Annotated in this window: 25 protein-coding genes and 1 pseudogene; 17 read left to right on the plus strand and 9 right to left on the minus strand. The window is 36.0% G+C overall.

Features of this window, described 5'->3' with window-relative positions:
- Positions 1–207: 207 nt before the first annotated feature.
- The 5 genes from AN161_RS02930 (at position 208) to AN161_RS02950 (ending at position 3,634) form a co-directional block, all read left to right on the plus strand.
- Positions 208–531 carry a helix-turn-helix transcriptional regulator gene (locus AN161_RS02930; RefSeq protein WP_053592891.1) on the plus strand — a complete coding sequence of 108 codons (324 nt, stop codon included), beginning with the start codon at positions 208–210 and terminating at the stop codon, positions 529–531.
- On the plus strand, positions 524–724 hold the full coding sequence (locus tag AN161_RS02935; protein ID WP_053592892.1) for a DUF2812 domain-containing protein: 201 nt from the start codon (positions 524–526) through the stop codon (positions 722–724). Before AN161_RS02930 ends, AN161_RS02935 begins: the two co-directional genes overlap by 8 nt.
- A gap of 233 nt (positions 725–957) precedes the next feature.
- Positions 958–1,488, plus strand: coding sequence for a DUF2812 domain-containing protein (locus AN161_RS02940; RefSeq protein WP_053592893.1), 531 nt, complete (start codon positions 958–960; stop codon positions 1,486–1,488).
- A 12-nt stretch (positions 1,489–1,500) separates the two neighbouring features.
- The gene (locus AN161_RS02945; RefSeq protein ID WP_053592894.1) at positions 1,501–2,406 is read left to right on the plus strand and encodes an ABC transporter ATP-binding protein; all 906 of its coding nucleotides are present in this window, start codon (positions 1,501–1,503) and stop codon (positions 2,404–2,406) included.
- On the plus strand, positions 2,384–3,634 hold the full coding sequence (locus tag AN161_RS02950) for an ABC transporter permease (protein ID WP_241774480.1): 1,251 nt from the start codon (positions 2,384–2,386) through the stop codon (positions 3,632–3,634). Before AN161_RS02945 ends, AN161_RS02950 begins: the two co-directional genes overlap by 23 nt.
- Positions 3,635–3,846: 212 nt before the next feature.
- Here AN161_RS02950 and AN161_RS02955 read toward each other — a convergent pair whose 3' ends face one another.
- The gene (locus AN161_RS02955) at positions 3,847–5,157 is read right to left on the minus strand and encodes a serine hydrolase (protein ID WP_053592896.1); all 1,311 of its coding nucleotides are present in this window, start codon (positions 5,155–5,157) and stop codon (positions 3,847–3,849) included.
- Between the two features lie 838 nt (positions 5,158–5,995).
- On the opposite strand from AN161_RS02955, the gene AN161_RS02960 reads away from it, so the two are divergent.
- The 7 genes from AN161_RS02960 (at position 5,996) to AN161_RS02990 (ending at position 12,576) form a co-directional block, all read left to right on the plus strand.
- The gene (locus AN161_RS02960) at positions 5,996–7,168 is read left to right on the plus strand and encodes a toxic anion resistance protein (RefSeq protein WP_053592897.1); all 1,173 of its coding nucleotides are present in this window, start codon (positions 5,996–5,998) and stop codon (positions 7,166–7,168) included.
- Between the two features lie 171 nt (positions 7,169–7,339).
- Complete coding sequence (locus AN161_RS02965) at positions 7,340–7,876, plus strand: hypothetical protein (RefSeq protein WP_053592898.1); 537 nt, start codon at positions 7,340–7,342, stop codon at positions 7,874–7,876.
- A gap of 132 nt (positions 7,877–8,008) precedes the next feature.
- Positions 8,009–8,914: an EamA family transporter RarD gene (gene rarD / locus AN161_RS02970; protein ID WP_053592899.1), complete on the plus strand. Its 906-nt coding sequence runs from the start codon at positions 8,009–8,011 to the stop codon at positions 8,912–8,914.
- Between the two features lie 400 nt (positions 8,915–9,314).
- Positions 9,315–9,614: a hypothetical protein gene (locus AN161_RS02975; protein WP_053592900.1), complete on the plus strand. Its 300-nt coding sequence runs from the start codon at positions 9,315–9,317 to the stop codon at positions 9,612–9,614.
- Between the two features lie 400 nt (positions 9,615–10,014).
- Positions 10,015–10,587, plus strand: a complete 573-nt coding sequence (locus AN161_RS02980; protein WP_053592901.1) for an XRE family transcriptional regulator — start codon at positions 10,015–10,017, stop codon at positions 10,585–10,587.
- 279 nt (positions 10,588–10,866) lie between these two features.
- The gene (locus AN161_RS02985) at positions 10,867–12,105 is read left to right on the plus strand and encodes an MFS transporter (RefSeq protein WP_053592902.1); all 1,239 of its coding nucleotides are present in this window, start codon (positions 10,867–10,869) and stop codon (positions 12,103–12,105) included.
- 36 nt (positions 12,106–12,141) lie between these two features.
- On the plus strand, positions 12,142–12,576 hold the full coding sequence (locus AN161_RS02990) for a universal stress protein (protein ID WP_053592903.1): 435 nt from the start codon (positions 12,142–12,144) through the stop codon (positions 12,574–12,576).
- A gap of 443 nt (positions 12,577–13,019) precedes the next feature.
- Here the strand turns inward: AN161_RS02990 and gmtX are convergent, their stop codons facing one another.
- Together gmtX and AN161_RS03000 are read right to left on the minus strand one after the other, a co-directional pair.
- Positions 13,020–13,415 (minus strand): gamma-mobile-trio protein GmtX, encoded by a 396-nt coding sequence (gmtX, locus tag AN161_RS02995; protein ID WP_343069270.1) that lies wholly within the window; start codon positions 13,413–13,415, stop codon positions 13,020–13,022.
- Positions 13,369–13,941, minus strand: coding sequence for a hypothetical protein (locus tag AN161_RS03000; protein WP_241774481.1), 573 nt, complete (start codon positions 13,939–13,941; stop codon positions 13,369–13,371). Before AN161_RS03000 ends, gmtX begins: the two co-directional genes overlap by 47 nt.
- 676 nt (positions 13,942–14,617) lie before the next feature.
- Here AN161_RS03000 and AN161_RS03010 point away from each other — a divergent pair.
- Positions 14,618–16,513: pseudogene (locus tag AN161_RS03010) on the plus strand (endonuclease MutS2).
- Between the two features lie 49 nt (positions 16,514–16,562).
- Here the strand turns inward: AN161_RS03010 and AN161_RS03015 are convergent.
- Positions 16,563–17,816 carry a helix-turn-helix transcriptional regulator gene (locus tag AN161_RS03015; RefSeq protein WP_053592905.1) on the minus strand — a complete coding sequence of 418 codons (1,254 nt, stop codon included), beginning with the start codon at positions 17,814–17,816 and terminating at the stop codon, positions 16,563–16,565.
- 138 nt (positions 17,817–17,954) lie between these two features.
- Between AN161_RS03015 and AN161_RS03020 the strand changes: the two genes are divergently transcribed.
- Positions 17,955–19,241, plus strand: coding sequence for an MFS transporter (locus tag AN161_RS03020; RefSeq protein ID WP_053592906.1), 1,287 nt, complete (start codon positions 17,955–17,957; stop codon positions 19,239–19,241).
- 126 nt (positions 19,242–19,367) lie between these two features.
- Here the strand turns inward: AN161_RS03020 and AN161_RS03025 are convergent, their stop codons facing one another.
- The 4 genes from AN161_RS03025 to AN161_RS03040 form a co-directional block, all read right to left on the minus strand.
- Positions 19,368–20,084 (minus strand): lactate utilization protein C, encoded by a 717-nt coding sequence (locus AN161_RS03025; protein ID WP_053592907.1) that lies wholly within the window; start codon positions 20,082–20,084, stop codon positions 19,368–19,370.
- Complete coding sequence (locus AN161_RS03030) at positions 20,084–21,511, minus strand: LutB/LldF family L-lactate oxidation iron-sulfur protein (protein ID WP_053592908.1); 1,428 nt, start codon at positions 21,509–21,511, stop codon at positions 20,084–20,086. The genes AN161_RS03025 and AN161_RS03030 overlap by 1 nt, the downstream gene beginning before the upstream one ends.
- A gap of 15 nt (positions 21,512–21,526) precedes the next feature.
- A complete protein-coding gene (locus AN161_RS03035; protein ID WP_053592909.1) occupies positions 21,527–22,243 on the minus strand; it encodes a (Fe-S)-binding protein in 717 nt (238 codons plus the stop codon).
- A gap of 181 nt (positions 22,244–22,424) precedes the next feature.
- The gene (locus AN161_RS03040) at positions 22,425–23,153 is read right to left on the minus strand and encodes a FadR/GntR family transcriptional regulator (RefSeq protein WP_053592910.1); all 729 of its coding nucleotides are present in this window, start codon (positions 23,151–23,153) and stop codon (positions 22,425–22,427) included.
- Between the two features lie 399 nt (positions 23,154–23,552).
- On the opposite strand from AN161_RS03040, the gene AN161_RS03045 reads away from it, so the two are divergent.
- The 3 genes from AN161_RS03045 to AN161_RS03055 are packed head-to-tail and all read left to right on the plus strand — an operon-like array spanning position 23,553 to position 25,206.
- Positions 23,553–24,263 (plus strand): cytochrome c biogenesis protein CcdA, encoded by a 711-nt coding sequence (locus AN161_RS03045; protein WP_053592911.1) that lies wholly within the window; start codon positions 23,553–23,555, stop codon positions 24,261–24,263.
- A 34-nt stretch (positions 24,264–24,297) separates the two neighbouring features.
- Positions 24,298–24,684 (plus strand): response regulator, encoded by a 387-nt coding sequence (locus AN161_RS03050; protein ID WP_053592912.1) that lies wholly within the window; start codon positions 24,298–24,300, stop codon positions 24,682–24,684.
- A 24-nt stretch (positions 24,685–24,708) separates the two neighbouring features.
- Positions 24,709–25,206: a cytochrome c biogenesis protein CcdC gene (locus AN161_RS03055; protein ID WP_053592913.1), complete on the plus strand. Its 498-nt coding sequence runs from the start codon at positions 24,709–24,711 to the stop codon at positions 25,204–25,206.
- 22 nt (positions 25,207–25,228) lie between these two features.
- Here the strand turns inward: AN161_RS03055 and AN161_RS30300 are convergent.
- On the minus strand, positions 25,229–25,570 hold a 342-nt coding region (locus AN161_RS30300; RefSeq protein WP_206743136.1), incomplete at its 5' end, for a hypothetical protein.

A 25,570-nucleotide genomic window follows, 5' to 3' on the forward strand; every position in this document is an offset into this window, starting at 1 on the left:
ATATGTTCTATAAAGAAAAAGCACTTCATTCCTCCCACCTCTGAAGAAGTGGGCTTCCTGAAGCTCACTTCTGTGAAACACTACAGTTAAGAAAAGCTTTATAACTTTTTATGGAAAAACAAGCGTTGACAACTATATCGTCTGCTGATATATTTTACATATATCGTTTGTCGATATATTGTTAGACGATATAAAGGGGGATATTGTATGACACAGGAGCATCCGCCACTAACTGAGGGCGTTTACTATATTTTATTAGCTTTATTTGATGCACGGCATGGTTATGGCATTATGCAATTGGTAGAGGAAATGAGCAATGGTCGCGTTCGGCTTGGAGCGGGGACAATTTACGGAGCAATCAAAACATTACTTGAGCGCGGATGGATTGAGGCGCTAGATGGTGATGGACGAAAAAAAGAATATATTATTACAGAGAGTGGAAAAAAGGTTATTGATTACGAAATTTTGAGATTAAGGGAACTTTTTGACAATGGCATCCGTATAACAAAGGAGGATGGAACAAATGGATAAATATCGCTTAGTCATCAACCCATATGATATTGAGAAATGGGTCAATGATATGGCTAGCCAAGGTTGGCATTTGCAAAAATTCACTTGGATTCGTTTTATATTAAAGAACGTGGAGAACCAGGTAGCTACCAAGGTGAATTGGAGAGATTTGGTGCCTCATATGAAGAAGGATTTGGATGTATTTACAGATTAGTATGGGAGATGGCTGACAAGGTGGTTGCATATTATCTATTGAGCTGATAAGAGAATTACCTTTATTCAGACTGAGAAGTACATTTGCATCAAAATTATTTTCCGGGAAATCAGAAAAGTTAAATAATTCAATGAGCTAAATACTAAATTATTATGACTACTATAAGGCACATATTTAACCAAGAGTTCTTATCTGTATAATACGATACTTTAAAAGAGTGGAGGTGAGATATTATGAGAAAAAGAGTGTATCGTTTTTTTCTAGATTATGAAGAAGAAGAAGCATGGGTTAATGACATGGCGGAACAAGGTTGGCATTTAAAAGGAACAATTTTAGGCTACTTTGTTTTTGAAAAAGGGGAACCTGGACAATACATTTATCGCAATGAACTAGTCAATGGTAAAAGCCAGGACTACTATAATTTTTTAGAGTCAATGAATATTGAATGTGTTTCAAAATTTGGGGTTTGGGCTTATTACCGAAAAAAGAAATCAGAAGGGCCATTTGAATTATTTTCAGATAGTTCTTCGAAAATAAAATATTTAAAATCAATGAATCGTCTTTTTATATCAGTAACATTTCTAAATCTTTTTATAGGGTTTATCAATCTTTATATTGGTCTTGGCGAATCAACAGAAAAATTCTTAAACACTGGAGTATCGCTCATAAATTTTGTAGTCGCTATGATTATGTGTATACCGATTTTAAAAGTTGTAAAACGTAAAAAAGGACTGCAACGAGAATTACATATATTTGAAGGGTAAGGAGGAAAAAAGATGACATTACAATTAGAGAGTGTTACAAAGAAATACAAAGACTTCGCAGCGGTCGATAATCTGAATTTTACCATTAAAAAAGGGGAGATTTTTGGGCTGATTGGACAAAATGGAGCTGGCAAAACAACAACGTTCCGTATGATATTAGATTTGCAGGAAACGACAGCCGGTACAATTACATGGGACGGCAAGCCGGTTAATGCTATAAACCGTGATGTACTCGGTTATTTACCGGAGGAACGAGGCATTTTTCCAACGATGAAGGTAGAGGATCAACTTTACTTTTTTGGCGAGCTACGTGGAATGGAAAAGTCGGAGCTAAAGAAGGACATTGACTTTTGGATTAGCCGATTTGACCTAGAAGAAAAAAGGAAAGATAAGGCTGAAACTTTGTCAAAAGGGAATCAGCAAAAAGTACAACTGATAGCCAGCTTTATCCATAAGCCGCAGTTCTTAATATTAGATGAACCATTCAGTGGACTTGATCCCGTGAATAAAGATTTACTTCAGGATGCCATATTGCTTTTAAAAGAACAAGGCACGACGATTTTGTTCTCTAGTCACCAAATGGACAATGTGGAGGAGCTATGCGATCATCTTTGTCTATTAAAACGTGGAGTCTCCTTATTTTCAGGTAGTCTATTAGATTTAAAGAAACAATACGGAAAAACGAGATTGGCAGTACGTACAGAGTGGTCGACAACTCAATTGTTGGCACTAGAAGGTGTCAAAGATGTTCGAGTAGAGAAAGAGCAAACGGTGCTCACTCTGGAGGATGAGAGCTTTGCACAAAGTATTTTCGAGCAGCTTTCAAATGGCAAATATATTGAAAAGTTTAGTTTAGATTACTTATCGTTAGATGAGATCTTTAAGGATAAGGTAGGTGGCAACATTGTCGAAGTTTAATTTATTAATGAAACAACTTTACAAATCAAAATTGAAATCAAAATCATTTGTTTTAATGACATGTATTTATATACTTGGGATGTCTGTCGCAATTTTCTGGTCGGACATTAAAGAGCTTTTTACAGGCAATGATCAAGCGCAACAAATTGCAATAGTCAATGAAACAACAGCCGATTTAAGCGGGATCTTTGTATCCAATGGCGATATGGAATTTATACAAAATGAATCCAATATATCGGTGCTAGAGGAAAAAGTCAAAGATGAAAAGCTAGATGCAATTATTAAAATAACAGATCAAAATGATCAGCTACATGCTGAAATTGCCACTTTCACTCCGCTGAAATTAAACGATCAAGCTTCGATATCTTCGTTACTGCAATATGCTGGTCAAAACTATACTGTACAACAGTTATCACTTACACCAGACCAAGCAGCTCAAATTGTGGATGCAAAAACGATTATCTCTAATAAAAACTTAAATGAAGAGTCTGCAGGCGGTAAAAGTGAAGAAGAAAAGCAATCAGGACTATGGGTATCCTATGCAGTTGGTATTTTAATCTATTTCTTTATTTCTACATTCCTATCCATGATCACAACAGAAATTGCTTCAGAAAAAGGTTCACGTGCAATGGAGATGCTACTAGTAAGTGTAAAGCCAGCTACCCATTTTAAAGCTAAAATTGCCGGTGTACTATTACTGGCATTAACACAGATGGGTATTATTACAGTTGTTTTCCTTATCTATGCGAAATTTGTGAAGAACGGCGTTATTTGGGATGCGGCAGCTAGCATTGTTAAAGAATTGTCGTTGGGTTACGTAATATATGCAATTCTATTCCTACTATTAACAATTATTCTTTATTTAATTGTTGGGGCTTTATTCGGTTCATTAGTGTCTAAAGTAGAGGAAGCAGGTCAAGTATTAATGCCTGCGATGATGATTACATTAATTGGCTTCTATGTTATGATATCAGGAATTGGCAATCCAGATACGATTGTCATTAAGATATTCTCTTATATTCCATTTACGTCTGGAATGGTCATGCCGATGCGTATCGGAGCTACTGATATAGGAGTAATGGTACCACTTCTATCGTTAGGTATTTTAATTGCGACGATAATTGTGGCTTATTTATTCAGCATATCATTCTACAAACGCAGTGTACTAACTTATAGTACAGGTGGCGTTATTCAAAAAATTAAAACCGTGTTAAAGGTGACAACATGATGAGGAAAGCAGCTACATTCTAAGAAGAAAAGGAACGTCCATTTTTAAAGAAATAACATATATATGAACAGCACACCGAATAGTGGACACTTACAAAAAAAGTGCCCTATTCGGTTTTTTTATAATATCAGTGAATGATATAAGGATGGTCCGTTAATTGAGTGCAAATAATTTGAAAAAAACCGTGATTATCGAGGAAGGTTTTGCATGAATTAAGATTCGGAAAGTTTTTTCTGGATTTCCAGACGGTAGTCTTTACTTCTTAATAATTTGGATTCGAATGAATTCATATTTTTTCTGATTAGTAGTCCCTGCCAGAAGTTCAAGTCATCTGTTAAAATTACCATTTCGATTTTATTGCCATGATGATCTTCTGCATATATTGCGTCGTTAAGCACAAATGCAGTCGAACCACCTTTTGCTCCTAGATGGACAAAACGTTCATGATTCTGCTCGTTATATTGCATCGGCCACTCTAGTAAATCTCTTATAGTAACAGCAGCTCCCTCTGGAAGTTCGTCATTCGAAATGACCGCTAACAACTTCCCATAGTCATTTGCTGAAGCACCTATTAAACGATCCGACCATACTTTTTGCAGATTCATAGGCATATCAAATGATATATCCTCAGCTTTAATCGTTCCAACCTTCATTTGTTCACTTAAATCTTCTGCTTTAGAACGATATGTTGCTATCGGCATCTCTCTAAGCTTTTTGATCAACTGTTTCTCACTCAACGTTTCGTTCTCTATGTGTTCAGGGATTAACAGTGCACTAACAATTGGATAGACCTCCTCATGCTTTGTCAGTTTTAGAGATTTTGCTCTCTCATTAATGTTAGTTATGCCTAGTAAATCAATGAGAAAATCTGTATTGGCATTAGAGCTGTAGGTAATCATTCCTTTTGCAACATCATGCAATGTTACTTCATTGTTTTTAATTTTACCTTCACTACTCATTGTTTTTAGCCAATCTTCATGTGCGTTACCGTCTGTGTTTTTTATGTAATAACGTTTTAAAACGTCTAACGACACAGGGCTGTCTTTAGTTATTATACCTGCATTAATTTGCATCGCGTATTCGACAGCAATTAGCATTTTTACTGTGCTTGCTAGTGGTCTGACTATATCTGATTGATAACTGATTAATTCCTCACCATTTTCCGCGACATAAAGAGAAGTGGTTTGTGGGTAGTCCTTCAAATGGTTCAGAACATAATCAGGATTATCCCTGAAAAAGAAGTAGCTCGCAATCCCAACAACGAGAATAAATGATCCATAAATTATTATTCGTTTTTTCGTATATGTTTTTTTATCGAAGACTATCATTGCAACAAAGCCCGCAATCAATGCAAATAAATAATTAACATTAAAAAATAGCACAGCAACGATGATTCCTAGTACAATCAATCCAGTTACGATTGTCTTTCTAATTTCCTCCTTTGTCCTGTTCTCTTTTTTGAGTAAAGACAAGAGTGAAAACATCACGATTCCTAGTAGCCCAATCCACGCCCAAATATTCATCCAGCAACTTCCTTTCTGGTAAGTTCTATTTTTATCATTCTCTATGTAAAAGTCGTTTTGAATACCTCCACTTAATACCCTTAAATGAGTAATAGTAAACGTTGGGGTAAAACCAGATTTTTAATTTGTATGTATCATAATTTAAGTATTTATGAGGTTACTTGATAAAAGCCTACACATCCACACTCATGAAATAAATACTCGCTAGTTTTTGTTGAATTTTGATAAACATAATTTGGTTGCTTTCTTAGTTTAAGCATGCCAATATTAGAAAGTAATGTAAAGTATTTCACGGAATCATTCGAATTTCCTATTAAAACAAGCTATAATTTTTTTAGGAGTGATGCCACTATGTTATCTAAATTAGAAGGTTGAAACTTTCCTAAAACACAGTCAAATAAACTTTTTGCAACGTCTATAGAGAAGGAACAGTATTTTCAAAAGCTTGAATATCAAGTTTTTTGTTGATGTAGCTAACTCAGCACATTATAGCTTTCAACTAGAGCATCATCAGAGTTCTTACTATATTAAGATGCGTGTTGATTAGGAAAATAAAGGTTTACTATTGACTGACAAAAGAAATTTTTTGTTAATATTTTGCTAGTGTATGCCTATTTTTAATTGATTGTAGCGAAGGGCCACTCGATTCCCGCGGGACAGCGAGACAGACGAAACCCTGCACGCCATCTTCTAAATGAATTTTGGTGGATAAAAATGGTTAAACAATACACATAATATATGGTGGACTCTTATTTAGTAAGGCTTGACTAAAATGAAACTTTTTCAGCTTGAAATCGTATGTAAATAAAAGAGATAAATCGCAGGGGGTATAACTTTTATGTCTGAATTCGACAACGACCTATTAAAATCAAAGGATCCATTCGCATCAGAAAATCCATTATTACAGCCTAATCCATTATTACAGGTGGAGCAAGAGCCAAAAAAACCAGTACTTGTTTCTGAGCAAGAGCTATCACAAATTGCTCAAAATCAACTTGCTTTAAAGCAAGATCCTGAGGTTCATACATTAGCACAAAAAATTGATGTGAAAGACCAAATTGCTATGCTGGAGCTTGGAAAAGAAACTGCGAATGGTATTTCTACCTTTTCAGATAAAATGCTAGCAACGATGAAAACAAGTAAGCTTGAGGAATCAAGTGTATTATTAAATAATTTAAATAGAATTATGGATAAATTTGATCCTCAAGATTTTGCGGAGGACAAAAAAGGTGGCTTCCTTACGAAGTTGTTCAGTAAAGGAAAGGAACAATTAGAAAAGTTTCTATCCAAATATGACAGCATGAATAAAGAAGTGGATGTCATTTTCCATGAGGTTCAAAAATACGAAGGTGAAATGAAACGTAATACAGTTGATCTAGAAAACTTATATGATCAAAACTTAAACTATTTCCAAACGTTAAGTCAATTTATAGCGGCAATTGAAGTGAAAACGGATGAAGTACGTTCATCATTACCAGCACTTGAGCAAAAAGCACAAACAGGCGATCAATTAGCAGCGATGGAATATGAAACAATGGTACGTGCCGTTGATTTACTAGAACAACGTCGTTATGATTTAGAAATGGCGCAACAAGTGTCATTCCAATCTGCTCCACAAATTCGGTTAATGCAGCAAGGTAATAACCACTTAATTGCTAAAATTAACTCTGCATTTGTGACGACAATTCCTATATTCAAGCAAGGGCTTATTCATGCGGTGACGTTAAAGCGCCAAAAGCTTATTTCTGATTCAATGAGTGAATTAGACCGTCGTACAAATGAAATGCTTGTCAAAAATGCAGAAAATATTAGTAAAAATAGCGTTAATATCGCGCGTGCAGCTGGTAGCCCAAGCATTAAAATCGAAACAATTGAAACGACATGGCAAACAATTATGTCTGGTATTCAAGAAACGAAGCAAATTCAAGCAGAAACAGCTAAAAATCGTGAGGACGGCCGTAAACGTATTGAACGTCTGCAGCTTGAGTACGAAAAACTGAAAAAAATGTAATCGTGAATCTTCTTGCAAACTTACCTTGCAAGAAGATTTTTTTTGACAAATCAGAAATTCCTCATTATGATAAGGTAAATGAGAATGATTATCAAAGAAAAAAGGAAGCGGAAAGATGCTAAACAATGCAATTCGATTACATAAAATAATCAATCATGGAGTAAATAAAAGATGATAAGCAAAATGAATCCAACGTCATTATCCTGTGAGTCTTTAAAGGATGGAGCACTTGCGATTAATACGACAGAAAACTTAATGCTTGTGTTAAAAAGTCGCTACCATGCATTAACGCATATAGAAGAGCTGTACAATGCCATACATATAGATTTAGATGAAAAGCACACAGTTTTAGAGCAAGAGAGGAAAATTTTAAAGAAACAAAATTTAAAGCTTGTGGAAGACATGCAAAAAATAAAGCAGCAATGCACTGTCTTACAAAAAAAACTAACGGAATATAATTGTGTCGTAGATGAGCTCAAGGAGATTCGCCGACAAAATACAGAGCTATTAATTGAATTAAGTAAATATACTTCTCTGTCAAAGGAATCCCTGTCAGGTCCTTTAAAATCTATGATTCGCGATATGCGAAAGCAGGGTGTAGGTATTAAAGAAATTCACATTCGCATTAAACGTCAAATTAATCCTGATATTAGCTATAGTACGGTGCGCAAATATATTGCTGAGCTTGAATCTGAAATTAAAGAGTAACATTATTAATGTCAACTTATTAAAACTTGGCATTTACAGTTACCATTCAAAGTCCTATAATAAGTCTATTCTTTAAATGGTAATATTACGCAAAGTCGTATAGATTCATATGGAGTAGGAGAGTTAGAGGCAATGTCAAATGAGAAAAAAGGGGTTTTGGCGGCTTTTTTAGCCTATGCTTTGTGGGGTGCATTTCCGCTTTATTGGAAATTACTTGAGCATGTGCCGAGTATGGAAATTTTACTATCGCGCGTCATTTGGTCCTTTGTCTTTACAGTACTAGCAGTAATAGTATTTGGAATGCGTAAGGAACTTCTCGCAGACTTAAAATATTTGTGGTCACACCAAAAGCATTTTTGGCAGCTTGTTGGGGCTTCATTTGTTATTTCAATGAACTGGTTTTTATATATTTGGGCAGTTACGCATAACCACTTAATAGAAACGAGCTTAGGCTATTATATTAATCCTTTACTGTCAGTGATTTTTGGGGTTGTTTTCTTTAAAGAAGCACTTAGTCGTGCGCAATGGGCGGCTACCGGAATTGCCTTTATGGCTGTCATTATTTTAACGATTAATTATGGGTCAATCCCATGGGTAGCACTTCTTATCGCTTTATCCTTCGCTATTTACGGTGTTCTGAAAAAGAAAATTAAGCTTGACGCGACAAGAGGTTTAGCTATTGAGACGTTATTTATACTACCGTTTGCATTAGGCTATTATGTTTACCTCTTTACAACGAATCAAGCCTCATTTTTACATGTGGATGTGAAGACAGACATCCTCATGATTGTAAGTGGTATCGTGACAGCAATACCGTTAATTTTATTTGCGAAAGGTGCACAAAATATTCCACTCTATTTATTAGGCTTTATTCAATACGTATCGCCAACGATTGTATTAGTTTTAGGGATCGTGCTTTATAAGGAACCGTTTAGTCAAATAGAGCTCTTGGCATTTAGCATTATTTGGGCAGCCTTACTACTGTTTTCAGGCTCGAAAATCATTGAAACGAGAAGGGCTCAGCATAAATCTGCATAAAAAAGGACTTGTAGATATATTAATATAAGGTAAATAGTATAATAAAATAAAACCAGACCTTATATTTAGAGTATTTGAGTTTGATTATATATAATCAAATTTTATAATCAAACTTTTATTTGTATTTAAAAATACATCCATTAAATCTTTATTGAGATAATGGATGTATTTTTTATTGTGGTCTTTTAATAAAGATTGATAATTTATAATTAAGTTCGATCATTTAGCAGTTTTCCACAATCGGGCCAGATTGTTGAATAACAACTTTTATGGAATATTACCAAACGACGCTTTGCGAACTTAAAATATAAAGCATATAATTACATTTATTGTATTATCCATTATGCATGTAGAATTCTACAACTTGCAAAATTCAGTACATAAAAAGGGAGAATGTAACATGATTGTTAAAGTAGGATTTGATTATGAAGATGATATAGAGTATATGATTTGTCCTACAAAAGTAGGGAGAAATATTAATCGGTTACAAGAGGAATTTTGGGATTGGCTATTTGACAGAAAGAACCAACATCCTTATTGGTTTGAATATAGAGAAGATGGAAATATTACTTATGGTGTTTCTTACCGTACAGATGCTTTTATTTATTGGTTGAACAAGGTGAAATTTAATAAAGGCAAGAATGTCGCGAGGTTAATAGATGTTCCAAAGACACCACCTAAAAAAACAATTAGGTTTTAATGGTTATAAATCATGGAGTTTCATTTAAAATAATGTTCCCGAATGAAAGTTAGGAAAGGGACCGAAATCCAAGAAATGCGGTTAAACCAACATTTCTTGGATTTTTCTTTGAACATTGCTTATACAATTTTTAATGCAATAAACAGGGCTAGAATAGTACTTTTCAAGATTATGCAGAGTGTGTTATCTGAATAAAAACCTGTATATTTGGGTCTGTTGATGCGAATCTCAATTTCATTACAGCTTCCATACAGTAGAATAGTTAGAAAAGCATAGTCAAGGGGCTTTTTGTATATTATAATATATAAATTGGTTTGTTTATTATTATTTTATCCACTATAATATGAAAAAAATTAATTGACTTTATATTTTCTCATGATATTGCAAAGGGTGGCTTTAAATGAATTTAGAAACTGAGGATCCAAAACAAATTGTTTTACAAGTAGGAGCAGTACTAAAAAAACTTCGTAAAGAAAGGCGTTTAAGTCTTGAAGATTTATCAGAATTATCGGGTGTGAGTAAGCTTACGCTAGGAAATATAGAACGCGGAGAAACAAATCCAACAATAGGGATGTTATGGAAAATCTCAAAAAGCTTATCCATACCACTTATGGCATTATTCCCAACTGAAAAAAATGTGAATCTGTCTAGGGCTGGGGAAGGGCTTAGATTTAATGGTGACGGAAATGACTGGGTAATTGAGCCGATTTTTCAAAATAATACAAATAAAGATATGGAAATGTACCGTGCTTATTTACAGCCAAATAGCTTCTACCATCCGGAAAAACATCATCATAATACAACTGAACTTGCAACTATCATGTCCGGAACAATTACAATTAATGTTAATAATGAGTCATATATTTTGAATCAATATGATTCGATTAGTTTTTCTACAGATGGCACACATTCATATGCCAATCGTACTAACGATGTTGTAGTTATTCATATCATATTGAAATACGGAATCTAAATTTCTTTTCTCCTATCTTAACCTGATGCAAGGAATGCTTCAATCCACTTAATGGATTGGAGCATTTTTTTACTTTATTTAAAACAGCTCGCTATTTAAGAATAGACAAACCTAAATAAATATATTATAGTATTCATTACTTAAGTTAATTGTATATTATAATATACTAAATGTGATTGGTTATGAATATTATTTTTTCGTTTATTATTCATGTTTAAAGTAAATCATCATGAACAAACTACAATATATGAGTTTTTCAAAAATCTAGGAGGAAATAGGATGAGTTCAATGGACAAAGTAATTAAAAAAGAAAATAAAGGAGCCATTTCAACTGTTGGTAAATCTGCCGTTTGGCTAATGATTGTTGGTATTGTATTTATTGCTGCTAACTTACGGGCCCCTTTGACCTCAGTAGGACCAATAGTTGGTCTTATCAAGGATGATATGAATATTTCAAATACATTGGCAGGAATGGTTACCACGCTACCATTATTAGCTTTTGCGCTTTTTTCACCTATTGTACCTAAATTGGGACAAAAACTTGGGGTGGAACGAATTATTTTGGGTTCCATTGTCCTTCTGACTGTTGGTATTATTATACGTTCCCTTTCAGGGGTTGTAGCTTTATATATCGGTACGGCTGTTCTTGGTTTGGCTATCTCAGTCGGTAATGTATTGTTACCTGGCCTGATCAAACGTGAATTTCCTGAACGAATTGGCTTAATGACGGGTGTGTATTCCATTTCTATGAATTTATTTGGAGCAATAGCGTCGGGTGTAAGTGTTCCTATTGCTCTTGGAATGGGATTTGGCTGGAAAGGTGCATTAGGAATTTGGGGCGTTTTAAGCTTTATATCTATTTTATTCTGGTTACCACAAATGAAACATCGTAACGAGAAAAGGGATAGAGTTCACAATAAAACTGCTGATAGTCATGTGAATTTGTGGGGTTCGGCACTAGCCTGGCAAGTAACTTTGTTTATGGGACTGCAATCCATGATTTTTTATGTACTTGTTGCATGGCTGCCAGAAATTCTTAAGCAACAGGGATTGAATTCGAGTCAGTCTGGCTTGATGCTTTCTGTTATGCTGTTAGCTCTTCTTCCTTTTACTTTCATCGTCCCGGTCATTGCAGGACGCATGTCTGGTCAACGTTCGTTAGTGACTATTACATCGATTTTACTTTTAATCGGGACGTTCGGGTTACTATACGGTAGCTCTAAATTAATCGTGTTGTGGATCATCGCTCTAGGCATAGGAGGAGGCTTCGCATTTAGCCTATCCATGATGTTTTTTGGCTTGCGCACAAGGAATGCGCAACAGGCTGCGGAATTATCCGGTATGGCCCAATCAATTGGGTACCTACTTGCGGCTGTTGGTCCAACCCTATTTGGTTTTATTCATGATGCAACTAATAGCTGGACGATTCCACTTTTAATATTAGTTGGTGCATCGGTCCTACTCTTTGTGTGTGGTCTTGGTGCAGCCAGAGAGCGATATATAGGTCCAGCCAAATAATATAACATATAATTTTGGAATGAAAGGATGATAAATATGTTAAATAAAATTCTTGTCGCTATAGATGAATCCGATATGAATAGCAAAGTATTAGAGGCAACGTTGAGTATTGCCAATAACGAGAAATCTAATGTAACACTAGTGAATGTTAGTAAGGAAAATGTAACAACGGGTTTAACCTATGTCCCAGAGGATTATCTGGAGGATGTATTGAATGAATTGGAAAAGTCGAGTATAAGAATACTGGAAAAGGCCAAAAACAAACTAATATCTGCTGGGGGAATGTCCATAAAAACAATCCATCTTAAAGGAGACCCTTCCCATCAAATTTTAGAATATGCCAAAGAACATGAACAGGAACTTATTATCATTGGCAGTCGTGGACTTAGTGGAATGAAGGAATTAATGCTTGGTAGTGTCAGCCATAAAGTCGCGCAATTATCAAAATGTTCCGTCTTAATTGTACATTGATGAAACAATGATTAGATAATTTCTATCTAGGAGATCCTCTAGTTTCAAAATAGAATTGTTTTCGGGAGCAATTCCCTCATTAATGTACCTATTCGCAATATAAGGTTAGCCAGGTTAACACTGGCTGACCTTTTTTATAGTCGGGATAGAATGTAGCAGTATTGTCCGTTATTCTTTTACACTGGCTAACCTAGGGAACGGCAAACCATATCAAAACACATATGCTAAAAGCAGGGTTTTATTGAATAATAATCCTCCACAATCGGGCGCGTTTATGAAGTAACGCTGTAGAAAATGTTCAAAATTTTTTATAATAAGCAAACTAAAAAATGCTAAAGAAGCATCCGTTTTGATTAATCTTTTTTCAAAATGGATGCTTCTTATTAATCTTAGTGTAAGGAATAACGAGGTGTTTTTGTTCAAACTTTATTTTAAAGTTACATTTATTTTTCATTAAGAATTTTTTGTATGGCCGTTATATATCCTGCCTTATATACTTGAATGCCGTTTTCTTTTACTCTGCCATAATTATCGGTAGTCCATCCTTGGTGGTTCATAAATTCGTTTGATATAGCATTTCTCAGTGCATCTATTTCGGTATCTGTCAGATTATAAGATGGCTCGACTATAACGACATCCTTATTTTTGCTTAGATCGTTTATAGGACGCATATCAATCGTAAAGGTTGTTTGTTCTTTAAGCAGAGAGTTTTCTCTTTTGAGCTTTTTATTCTCTGCCATAAGCATACCAACCAATGCCTTTGTTGTTGGTTCGGAGATACTTGCTAAGATATCATCGTTTACGCTTGTTCTCGTAAACATGCATGTATTTATCTTCATCGTTATCAAGTCTTGGCTCTTTCCACCCTGCAAATCGTTTGTCCTGTGCAGAATACATATTACGTGGAAGTAAACCATATTTTAACAAAAGATAGCTTTCTCTGTCTGTTATATATTTACCAGTAGTAGGGTTCTTGAAATCCTGCGGGGCTTTTCCTTCGCTGGGATGATAGATTCGTACCACAGCAAGATTTGGGTCTTCATGGTCAGGGTAGACGTCCTGTACCCATAAATGAAATACTTCACTATGCCTAAGTCCACCGCCATGCATCAGTATAGTAATGGTAATATCACGCCAGTTATAACGGTCAACAAGGTCTAATTCATAGTTTTTTCTTGTATTCTTAAGCCCTTCCCATAGAAGCTTATGTATTTTATTTTCGGGGAAGGCTTTTGTATCTCCTTTTGATGAGTATGGTTTTCTTCTTCTAACAGCATTGCGAGCTAATTTTGCAGTTTCAGAGATTTCATGAACATCATTTAGATGCCCTAGAAATGAGTTCTGACTTTTGTTTATCTGTGCCATCCAGTTAAGTCGTTCTTCATATCTTGTGGCTTTTCTCCAAGGGTTTAATTGAACAGCTCCATATTCTTCATATAACCAATCGGATAACCCATTTAAAGCATGGTACGGTTGAAATTTCTTTTATTGTAAGACAAAAATAAGCAACTTTACTTTTTTGTCAGGATATAGTAATATAATGTCAATCAATTAGATAGCAATGATTAAATTATAAATTAATGAGAGGTGCTTTTGATGAGTGCGGTAGGTTCTAAATAGGAACAATTTAATGAAATAAATTTAATGACGACAGGGGATATGTGTCATAAAGCGACCCCTAATTTTGTCATGGATTTATTTCGATACCTATGAAGATACCTACAATACTTTATAAAGCGTGTAATTCACTGAATGTGCTTCATTTTGATGAGGTTCTTTTTCAAGATGCTTTTTACACATGCCTTGTAATGTAAAAGCTGTGGGATCCCCACAGCTTTTTTGTTTTTTTATTGAATATAAAGGTTCCATACTATTTGTTGAGGTGTCCCTACAAAGGGGAAGGCAGTCGCCGTAACCTTGGTGTAACTTCACATCGTGCATCACTCCAACATTTGATGTAGAGCCAATAAAAAATCATTGATATCTAATGAGTAGGTATCTTCATGAATGATATGGAAAATCATAGTGAGGAGAATTTAAAATGAATCATACTACTTTTGAGAAGTTACAATACAATGAATTGAAAGAAATCGTTAAATCATACTGTGTTAGTGGATTAGGTAAACAGATATTAGATAAATTAACGCCGAGCCCTAATTTGGCAGTTGTTAAAAATCGTTTGAATGAAACGACAGAGGCACGCGCAATTTTAGATACGGAAGGCCATGTCCCGTTTTTAGGGGTATCGAATATTGACAGCACCATAAAAAAACTTGAAAAGGGTATCATCTTAGACCCAAGTGAGTTGGTTAGCATTTCAGACTTTTTACGAGGCTGTAGAAAAATTAAAAAATTTATGCTAGAAAAGGATTTTATTGCGCCAGTACTTGCATCCTATGCCAACTCGATGTCTGAATTTAAAAGCATTGAAGAGGAAATTAATTTTGCTATTAAGGCAAATCGTGTTGATTCAGCCGCTAGTAGAGAATTAAAGCGTATCCGAAATCATATCGAAACAACAGAGGAGAAAATTAAAGACCGTTTAACTAAATTTTTAAATAGTAGTGCAAATAAAACATACATCCAGGAATTTTTTATAAGTAAAAAGGATGATCGCTACACAATTCCAATTAAAGCTTCCTATAAAAATCATGTGCAAGGGACAGTTGTAGAGATTTCATCTAAAGGTGCAACGGTCTTTATGGAACCAAGTGCAGTTTCTAAACTAAATGTGGAATTAGCTAGTCTAAAAGCAGAAGAGGCCGTAGAGGAATATCAGATTTTGGCGACATTATCTGGGCTTTTGATGGAATATATTCGTGAAATCAACATCAACATGGAGTTGATTAGCCAATATGATATGGTGTTTGCTAAAGCTAAGTTTAGCAAGCATATTGGAGGCGTAGAACCGAGCCTAAATGATTATGGCTATATTAAGCTAGTCAATTGTAAGCATCCGCTGTTAACAGGTGAGGCGGTGCCACTTCATTTTGAAATTGGTAAAGACTATCGCAGCTTAATCATTACAGGACCGAATGCTGGTGGTAAAACCGTTGTCCTAAAAACCATTGGCTTGTTAACATTGGCTACTATGTCAGGCTTCCATATTGTTGCAGATAAAGGTACTGAAATAGCTGTATTCGATCATATTTTTGTAGACATTGGTGATAATCAAAGTATTGAAAATGCACTTAGTACGTTCTCATCCCATATGAAAAATCTGTCAGATATTATGAGGGCATCCAATAATAATACTCTTTTGCTATTTGATGAAATAGGGAGCGGTACAGAACCAAATGAGGGAGCAGCACTGGCCATTTCTATTTTAGAGGAGTTCTATCATATGGGCTGTATGACAGTGGCCACTACTCACTATGGAGAAATTAAGCGTTTCTCTGAAATGCATAGTGATTTTATGAATGCGGCTATGCGTTTTAATAGTGAAACATTAGAACCTTTGTATAAATTAGTTATCGGAACATCGGGAGAAAGTAATGCCCTATGGATTTCTAAGAAAATGAATATACGTGAAACCGTATTACAAAGAGCGAAGGGCTATATTGACAATAAGGAATATCATCTAGAACGAGTAAATGACACTAAAATTAGGAAGCCTAAGATTGAGAATGAGAGAACAACAGTAACGTATGAATTTAAAAAGGGAGATCGTGTGAAGCTGTTAGATCATGATGACGTTGGAATCGTTTATCCAAGAAATTGCTAATTTCTATAATGCTGTCGTGTTCTCTGAGAGTGAATTCATAAAGGTAAATGTTAAACGACTGGCATTAGAGCTATCGGCAACAGAATTAGATATGATTTAGAGACATTGTTTGTGGACTATAAAGAACGAAAGCTACAGCATGATATAGAGCGTGGTTTGAAAAAAGCCCTTCGCAAGATACAGAAGGAAATGAAGAGAGATAAATCGAGCTAAAAGTCTAAAGGGATTGCACATAAATTTTAAAATGTGCAATCCCTTTTATTTATTGAACCGAATTTATTTGTGCTTTAATTGAATAATAAGTTTCTTCAATTTTTTGTTTATAGGGCAGATCGATTAAATCCTGAGAATCCATATAGGCCATTTTGGCGATTTCGTAAGCAGTTGTAAACTCACCGAAATGAGCATAGCAAAGTGCTTTATAGGAAAAGCATTCATTTAAGCCTAATATGTCAAATGGATGTAAGATGAAGGGGGGAACGTTTGTAAAATGTTCAAATGCTTCCTTAGCTTCTTCATATTGACCTAGCAAATATAAGGATTTCCCTTTTTCTGAATAGTAAAAATTTTTATCCAGTTTAATCGAACCCTCCTCATGCATAAGTGCACCATAACGTTCTATTTCCTCTAATGCCATCTGATAATCGTGAGTGTAACTGTTATAATAATGCGCACGTAATCCGAAAATAAAAGCGTCAACATCCACTTGTTCGGCAAAAATCCGATACTGCTCAAGCTTCTTCAGCATATGCTCTACTTGCTCGAAATCATGGTCAATCATGGCGCAAAACGCCCCAATACGATACATATCATCTATATAGGAGTAAAATTGATTTTTATGTGCATTAGTAATGGTTTCATTAATGAGCTGTTTACCTGCTTCAAGTTCGCCAATTGCTACCTGAAAAACGCTAATATAATAAGCCATTTTCACATCATCTCGCGAATCTAATTGGTAATTTTCCTGATCTGCCTCTTCCTTCGCCTGTAAAATACAAGAATAAGCCGTTTTGTATTTTCGTTCTCCCGATAATATGCCCACCTGTAGTATATAGGTTTCAAACCAATGACTTAGTAAATTAATTTCTTTAAACATAAAGCGTGCCTGTTGAAGAGGTAATTCCCAGGTCGTTAATCTCGCATGATGTTGTGCTGCTGCATAGATATACAGTAAACGACCTGCTTCATAACTAAGCGAAAGATCTTCTACATATGGCTTAATCATCTCTACGATTTGCTGCACATTATCTGTATTACCAAGTTTTAATTCCGCAAATAAAATTTCTACCTGCTCTAAAAGATGACGTATGGAAGAGGGGGTTACTTGTTCAAGCAATTCACTAGCTTTTACTCCTAAACGTTCCGCTATATAATCAAGACTTTCCATTGAAGGCTTGGCCTTATCATTTTCAATTTGACTTAACATGCCTTTTGTTAGACGATCACCGGCAAGTGCCTCTAATGTTAATTTTTGTTCCTTCCTTAATTTGCGAATTCGTGTGCCTAAAGAGTTCATTGCCTCGCCTCCTTTTATTAATATGCTCTTTGTTTAATTATATTAAACTTTTTCTTGCGTGGGAAGCGGAAGGTGTGTTATATTTTGTTTAATTAAATTAAACTTTTTAACATAATTAAAAATATGGAGGGATTTTAGATGAATGAAGAGCAAAAATATAAAAAGGCCTCGTATCATTTATGGACATTTACCGCTAGTAAAATGATCTCGTTGTTAGGGTCTCATGTATTGTCATTTGGGATAGGTTTATATATTTTGGCACTGACAGGGTCAGCGATGAGTTTTGCGACAACGATGATCTGTTCCATTTTGCCTCGTGCATTGGTCGCGCCTTTGGCAGGTTATGTAGCTGATAATTATTCAAAGAAACGCACTATTTTAGTAGCACAAGCAGGTACAATTTTAACCGTTGGTGGGTTATTACTTTATACAGAAATGGTCGGCTTGTCGGTGTATGCTATTTATATGGCAACAGTTTTTAATACAATATGCTCAGCTTTTTCTGGTGTAACATTTACTTCCTCAATTGCAACACTAGTAGATCCAGAACGCCTACAAAAAGCGATGTCATTTAATCAAATGTCAGTGTCCATTGCAGCGATTGGAGGACCAGTAATCGGTGGAATGATGTATGGATTTTTCTCCATGGAAGCATTTTTACTTGTACATATGTCGGCATATGTGATTGCATTCTGCTTAGAAGCCACAATGAATTTTACTCTCTATAGTACAAGAAATCAGGTTGCAGAAAAGGAAAAGGTGTGGGCTGGGCTTGCTAGTGGCTTTCGTTATATTAAGCAACAAAAAGTTGTGAAAACAATTATGTGGGTTTCGTTATGGATTAATTTGTTCTTCTCTGCCATCGTTGTAGGGGGGACTTACATTATTATTGAATTATTAAAAGTAAAATCAACGCATTTTGGTTTTATAGAGGCATCTGGTGCAGTTGGTATGCTTGTTGCTTCCCTCATTTTCGCAACACGGGCAGAGGTAAAGGCGCCACTACGTTTTTCTAAAATCAGCTTATTGCTGTTGGCTAGCAGTTTAGGGCTTGCAGTTGTTCCATTAGTAACGAATTTATCCTATTTAACGATGGTTATCTTTTATATTGTCATCTACTTTATTTTCGCTATTTTTGAGATGGGGATTAACATGCCAATTATGGTTTATTTGCAAAAGCTAATTTCGGAAGAATACCGTGGACGTGTATTGGGATTAATGGAAACAATGGCAATGTCAATGATGCCGATTGGTATGATCGTATACGGCATCTTGTATGATACATTCCCAGCAACGGTTATTTTACTTGTCACGAGTGCAATTATCGTGACGATATCACTAGTTATGCTACGAACATCTGTCTTAAAAGAAGCACATCCAGAGGTTTATAATCAAAAAATAGCCACTGAGAGTGTAGCAAATTAATGTCTAACTTTGAAGTTAAGGGTACTATCAGCGATTCCAGAGCTTTTATTAGCGAGATATCGGTTGCAACATTTATATAACGAAACCAGGCATTACTTCAGTGATGAAGTATGCCTGGTTTATTTTTTACTGATCGTCAATCACAATATAAGTTGCTTTAATGGGTCCATGCACACCAACAATAAGAATCATTTCGATATCTGCCGAATTACTTGGACCTGTGATAAAGTTGATGCAGGAGGCAATTTGTTCGCCATTTCTAACTTTTTCGCTAATCTTACGAGCTGCTTGTGTCATTCGTGGAACGATGGTGCTTTTAGGAATTAAAATAATAGAGTTCTCTGGTAAAAAGCTGACGGATCTACCTTTATCCTTGCTACTAAAAAGTACAGCAGTTCCTGATTCTGCTATTGTTATTTCACTAATCGTAATACCAATATTAGCTTTTTCAGCCTGTCGAATATTTTCCTCTGGCAGCTCTGAATCCCATTCGTACAGCTGAATATTCGCTTGTGGCCACTGCTCGGTCATTAATTTCCCAAGTCCATAGCCTTTAAAACGCTCGTCTTTCCATGTTATAACAGATTGACCACCATAATTTTCAACTACTTTTTGTAAATCTGCGGGAAGATTAGCTGTATTTGTAATGACAATATCCGTATGAATGTTTTTACATTGTTGAGCTAAAACCTCTACTAATTCATCTTTTGTTGCATCTTTTAGAACACGATCTTGTGGTTGATATTGCCATGTAGGGCGTGCAATTTCTGTTTTTGACGCACGCCCAAGCTGCTTCGCAATTTTTGATAAAAATGCATCTCTATTTTGAACAGTACCTCCCATTATTCTTCGCCTCCTTCTTGACGGTGTTTAAACCAGTCACGGAAATTATTTCTATTTGGTGCAGGAAAATCTCTTGCTTCCGTCCATGCTTTTAGTGGGCCTGGGCCTTTTGAAATTTTATTATCTTTTGTAAATGGGGACATTGCTGGCGAAGCCATTTTTGTCGCCATTTTATATAGGGTAGGGGAGGAAGCTCCTAAGCCAAATGCTTTCATTAATAGCTTTTCTGATACAGGAGCTTTTCCCTCATTTTCAACAATTACTTGGCGATGTCTATGAATAAGTTGATGTAACGGTATTTTTACAGGACAAGCATCTGTGCAGGCACCGCATAATGTGGAAGCATATGGTAGCTCCTTAAAATCTTCATAGCCCCCTAATAATGGTGAAAGAACGACACCGACTGGCCCAGAGTAGATTGAGCCATACGTATGGCCGCCAACATGACGATAAACTGGACAAGCGTTGACACATGCTGCACAGCGAATACATTGTAAAATAGATTGGAATTCACCACCTAAAATGTCTGAGCGCCCATTATCAATAATTACTAAATGGAATTCCTCTGGTCCATCTGTGTCACCGTCATCTTTGATCCCTGTTAATGTTGTAATATAGCTTGTTAGTTTTTGCCCAACCGCGCTTCTTGTTAATAAACTTACTAGCACTTCCATCTCTTCAAAAGTAGGAACAATTCTTTCCATCCCCATTACCGTAATTTGTGTTTTCGGCAAGGCTGTTACTAGATCCGCGTTTCCTTCGTTTGTAACGAGTGTAATCGAGCCGCTTTCTGCAATAGCGAAATTACAGCCCGTAATGCCAATATCTGCTGTTAAATATTCATTCCTTAATTTTTCCCGTACATAAAGAGCTAATTCCTCAGGTTTTTCGGTTTTATCATAGCCTTGTTTTTCTTTAAAAACGTCACGAATCTGTTCCTTATTTTTATGCAAAGCAGGAACAACGATATGAGATGGTGGCTCGTGATCATCTACTTGCAAAATGTATTCACCAAGATCTGTTTCAATGACTTCACACCCTAACTGTTCTAAAGCGTCATTTAAATTAATTTCCTCTGTAACCATGGATTTCGATTTTACAATTTTAGCAGCATTTTTCTGTTTAGCGATACTTTGAATATAGTCTGTCGCTTCTTCCGCTGTTTGCGCAAAGTAAACATGTCCACCTCTTTTAGAGACATTTTCACTCAGCTGATATAAGTAATAATCTAAGTTCGCAAGCACATGCTTTCGAATTTCTTCTCCGTGAGAGCGCCATTCCTCCCAATGTCCGAGCTCATCAGCTTGTTTTAGCCGACGTGTTTGAAAACGCTCCTGTGCGCTTGACACAGCTCCGCGCATAAAGGTATTTTCTAATTCTTTCGTTACTCGATGATTAAAGCGTTCATTACTTGTTTTCATGGCCATTTCTTTTACCCCCTCTTATTGGCAATTTAATACTTCCGCAATATGCATAACTTTAATAGGTTTTCCTTGTCGATTAATTCGACCACCAATATTGATTAAGCACCCAGCATCAGCACCGATTAGAATGTCAGCCCCTGTTTCTTCTACATTCTGTACTTTTTCATTGACCATTTCTCCTGAGATATTGCCCATTTTTACTGAAAACGTCCCGCCAAATCCACAGCATCGATCTTTCCCTGGGAGTTCTACATACTGCAAGCCTTTAACTTGATTTAATAATTTAAACGGTGCTTCAGTTACACCGAGCAGTCGTGTCATATGACAAGAAGTATGATAAGTAGCCTTGCCCTCTAAATGTGCACCTACATCCTCGACCTTTAATACATCTACAATAAATTCTGTAAATTCATATGTTTTATCTGCCAATGCTCTCGCTTTTGGCTCCCAAACAGGATCTCCCTTAAACACTTCTGGATATTCCTTAAACATATAAGCACAGGAACCAGAAGGGGAGACAACGTATTCGGCATGCTCAAATGCTGAAATCATTTTCTTCATAGCATTTTTAGATTCTTTTACATAGCCACTATTGTAGGCAGGTTGCCCACAGCAAATTTGATTTTCTGGAAAGTCAAGGTCACAGCCGAGTCTTTCCAGAACTTCGACAACAGCTTTTCCTACTTCACCTTGAAACATATCAACTAAACAAGTCGCAAATAGTGTTACTTTCATGATAATCGCTCCTTTTTACTTCATTTCCTCTCAAAACAACTAATCAACAGGTCATCTGATGACTTAGTGATAAATATATTACTTTTATAATACTACAACTTTTCAGATTAATAAAAGGCGTTAATTGTAAATTTTCAAAAAATTTAAAAGCTGCCTATTATGAAGAACTAGGCAGCTGCTGTTATTTCATGGATTCAGTTGTTTCAAAATATTGCATTAAAACTTTTTCAACATTACTTAAATGTGAAGCCATTGCATGTTTTGCTAGCTCTTCATTTTGCTGTTTAATCGCTAGGAAAATTTGCATATGTTCATCGTACAGCTTTTCGCTTGTTGTTTTTTTAGAGTACAACCAAATTCGGCGTGTTTCTTTCATTGTTTCGATCATTAAGCCAGAGACTTGGTCTAATATAGTTGCAAGTAGGGGATTTTGCGATGCTGAAGAAATAGCCGCGTGAAATTGAAAATCGACTTTTTCTCCTAGTTCTCCGTCTCCTTGTACCCGTTTCATCTCATCCAAAATTTGCATCATTGACTGTATGTCTTCTTCTGTTCTGTGAATGGCTGCGCTAGCCGCTGCGCCCACTTCGATAATTTTACGTACTTCTAACAAATGTGAGACATCTTGTTTATTTGTTAAAATGGCCGTTGATAAGGGGAAATCAAGCTGATTAGATTGGATACTTTTAACGAATGTACCTGAACCTTGTTTGATTTCAATGAGCCCCATTGCTTTTAAAGCAGAAAGAGCTTCTCGTATGGCGGATCTACTTACTTGTAATTGTTCAGCAAGTTGCTCTACTGAATCAAGTCGGTCTCCAGGCTTCAGTTCGCCAGCTCTAATTTTTTCATAAAGGATTTCGGTTACTTCCTCATATATTTTTTTCGGTTTAATTTTTCTTAATTCCAAGGACTACACCTCATTTATCTCTATCAATTACTCTACCGTTATTATTATACATGAAGAATAGTAATTTACTCACTGTATATAATGTAACTTTAATCAGTGGGGGGTTTTTTTCATCCCCACTGATTATTAGTCTTCACCAATCACACATGCTTAGAATTACATAACACGATATGTTGAATTTTGTTGACAGTTAATACAAGTGGGCACATAATGCAGAAGTACATTAACAAATACACGTTGGTGTAATGGCGCCTGAAAATTATATTGTGTATGATAGTATGATGGAATTTCACCTTTTCAACACCTTTCTGCCATGAAACGTTCACAAACAGGAAGGGCGCAATTTACAGTGATTTTTGGTACGATGGAAGCAGTAACTGTAAGGAGCGAATGAAAAATATGGAAACTGATATTAACGTATTTTTAGCTTTCGGTGCAGGGTTTTTAAGCTTTATTTCACCGTGTACCCTTCCGCTGTATCCAGCATTTTTATCGTACATAACAGGTATGACATTAGATGAGCTAAAATCGGAACGAGGCATGATGCAAAAGCGTGCTGTTTTCCACACACTATTCTTTTTACTAGGATTTTCAATTATCTTTATAATGATTGGACTAGGGGCATCATTAGCAGCAGAGTTCTTCCTAAATTATTCAACATTATTACGTCAGATTGGTGCCATTTTAATCGTTGTATTTGGTTTAATGATTGTGGGATTACTACAAATTGACTTCTTAATGAAGGATCGAAAATTCCAATTTAAAAACCGACCATCTGGTTATTTGGGATCAGTATTAATCGGAATAGCCTTTGCGGCAGGCTGGACACCGTGTACAGGTCCAATTTTAGCTTCGATTATTGCATTAGCAAGTGCAAATCCAAGCGCAGGCTTTAGCTATATGTTAGCTTATTATTTAGGCTTTGCGATTCCTTTCTTCGTGTTATCTTTCTTTATAGCACGTATGACTTGGATTCGTACGCACAGCCAAAAAATTGTGAAAATCGGCGGTTATATTATGATTGCCGTTGGGGTATTGTTATTCTTTGATGGATTAACGTATATAACACGCATATTAGAGCCTATTTTCGGTGGATTTACGGGCTTCTAATCTGCTAAACTAAAGAGGCATACCGTACTTTAACGTGGAGGGAGATGAACATGTGCCTACAGTTTTAGTAGTGGATGATACGCTATTTATGCGTGTTGCAATAAGTAATATGTTTACTGAATGGGGTTATGATGTAGTCGGCAAGGCAGCAAATGGTAAAGAAGCTGTAGCGATGTATCGTGAGTTACAACCAAATCTTGTAACGATGGATGTAACAATGCCCGTTATGACAGGTATCGCAGCAGTAAAAGAAATCATCCCTGAATTTCCAAATGCAAAAATAATTATGATTACGGCTTTAGGACAACAGAAGTTGATCGTGGAAGCGATTGAAAGTGGTGCGAAGGATTTTATCACAAAGCCTTTCGAGCCAGAAAGATTAAAAGCTGTAGTTGATCAATTGCTTGGACAAAATTGTTAATTAGACATTAGAGGAGGAATTTTTATGTTTAGCAGTATCCCTTCTCAATATTATGTTATAGGTTCAACTATAATGGCCATTTTTATGGGTAGCTTTGTCATGGTTTTACGAATGCGAGCATCCAAGAAACCAACAAATGAGAAGAAAATTATCATTCCACCTATTGCGATGTCTTCAGGTGCGTTAATGTTTTTATTTGAACAATTTCGAGTGCCACCCATGCAAATTTTAGAAGCGGTTGCAGTCGGTATGGTGTTCTCGACCATCTTAATTGCCACTTCTAAATTTGAAGTAAAAGGTCAAGATATTTATTTAAAACGTTCAAAAGCATTCGTTTTTATACTAATCGGACTGTTAGTGTTCCGTGTTGTTGCAAAAATGATATTAAGTAGCTCCATCGATGTTGGTGAATTAGCAGGAATGTTTTGGATTCTGGCGTTCGCCATGTTAGTCCCTTGGCGAATCGCAATGCTTATTCAATTTATAAAAATCAAAAAAACAATTCCGCTGAAGAATATTTAATGGAGAAACTACACTAGAGATTTTATCTAGTGTAGTTTTTTTTGAGCGTTGTTTGGTTGATGGATGATAGAGCGGTTCGAGTGACGGAAAGTAGTAACTGAGCGACGGAAAGAATCGTCCAAGCGACGGAATGAAAGGCAAAAGCGACGGAAGAAAGAGTCAAAGTGAAGGATAGAAAGCAGAACGACGGAAGGCTGAAGCGACGGAAAGAGTCGTTCGAGCGACGGAAGAAAGAGCCAAAGTGAAGGATAGAAAGCAGAACGACGGAAAGAATTGACTGAGCGACGGAAAGAGTCGTCCAAGCGACGGAATGAAAGGCAAAAGCGACGGAAGAAAGAGTCAAAGTGAAGGATAGAAAGCAGAA

It is taken from the genome of Lysinibacillus sp. FJAT-14222, assembly GCF_001278875.1.
GTDB lineage: Bacteria > Bacillota > Bacilli > Bacillales_A > Planococcaceae > Lysinibacillus > Lysinibacillus agricola.

Bases quoted from the DNA above. Each gene is read 5' to 3' on its own strand.
- AN161_RS02930 (WP_053592891.1), top strand. From the start codon at position 208: ATGACACAGGAGCATCCGCCACTAACTGAGGGCGTTTACTATATTTTA.
- AN161_RS02935 (WP_053592892.1), top strand. From the start codon at position 524: ATGGATAAATATCGCTTAGTCATCAACCCATATGATATTGAGAAATGG.
- AN161_RS02940 (WP_053592893.1), top strand. From the start codon at position 958: ATGAGAAAAAGAGTGTATCGTTTTTTTCTAGATTATGAAGAAGAAGAA.
- AN161_RS02945 (WP_053592894.1), top strand. From the start codon at position 1,501: ATGACATTACAATTAGAGAGTGTTACAAAGAAATACAAAGACTTCGCA.
- AN161_RS02955 (WP_053592896.1), bottom strand. From the start codon at position 5,157: ATGAATATTTGGGCGTGGATTGGGCTACTAGGAATCGTGATGTTTTCA.
- AN161_RS02960 (WP_053592897.1), top strand. From the start codon at position 5,996: ATGTCTGAATTCGACAACGACCTATTAAAATCAAAGGATCCATTCGCA.
- AN161_RS02965 (WP_053592898.1), top strand. From the start codon at position 7,340: ATGATAAGCAAAATGAATCCAACGTCATTATCCTGTGAGTCTTTAAAG.
- rarD (WP_053592899.1), top strand. From the start codon at position 8,009: ATGTCAAATGAGAAAAAAGGGGTTTTGGCGGCTTTTTTAGCCTATGCT.
- AN161_RS02975 (WP_053592900.1), top strand. From the start codon at position 9,315: ATGATTGTTAAAGTAGGATTTGATTATGAAGATGATATAGAGTATATG.
- AN161_RS02980 (WP_053592901.1), top strand. From the start codon at position 10,015: ATGAATTTAGAAACTGAGGATCCAAAACAAATTGTTTTACAAGTAGGA.
- AN161_RS02985 (WP_053592902.1), top strand. From the start codon at position 10,867: ATGAGTTCAATGGACAAAGTAATTAAAAAAGAAAATAAAGGAGCCATT.
- AN161_RS02990 (WP_053592903.1), top strand. From the start codon at position 12,142: ATGTTAAATAAAATTCTTGTCGCTATAGATGAATCCGATATGAATAGC.
- gmtX (WP_343069270.1), bottom strand. From the start codon at position 13,415: ATGAAGATAAATACATGCATGTTTACGAGAACAAGCGTAAACGATGAT.
- AN161_RS03000 (WP_241774481.1), bottom strand. From the start codon at position 13,941: ATGGCACAGATAAACAAAAGTCAGAACTCATTTCTAGGGCATCTAAAT.
- AN161_RS03015 (WP_053592905.1), bottom strand. From the start codon at position 17,816: ATGAACTCTTTAGGCACACGAATTCGCAAATTAAGGAAGGAACAAAAA.
- AN161_RS03020 (WP_053592906.1), top strand. From the start codon at position 17,955: ATGAATGAAGAGCAAAAATATAAAAAGGCCTCGTATCATTTATGGACA.
- AN161_RS03025 (WP_053592907.1), bottom strand. From the start codon at position 20,084: ATGGGAGGTACTGTTCAAAATAGAGATGCATTTTTATCAAAAATTGCG.
- AN161_RS03030 (WP_053592908.1), bottom strand. From the start codon at position 21,511: ATGGCCATGAAAACAAGTAATGAACGCTTTAATCATCGAGTAACGAAA.
- AN161_RS03035 (WP_053592909.1), bottom strand. From the start codon at position 22,243: ATGAAAGTAACACTATTTGCGACTTGTTTAGTTGATATGTTTCAAGGT.
- AN161_RS03045 (WP_053592911.1), top strand. From the start codon at position 23,553: ATGGAAACTGATATTAACGTATTTTTAGCTTTCGGTGCAGGGTTTTTA.
- AN161_RS03055 (WP_053592913.1), top strand. From the start codon at position 24,709: ATGTTTAGCAGTATCCCTTCTCAATATTATGTTATAGGTTCAACTATA.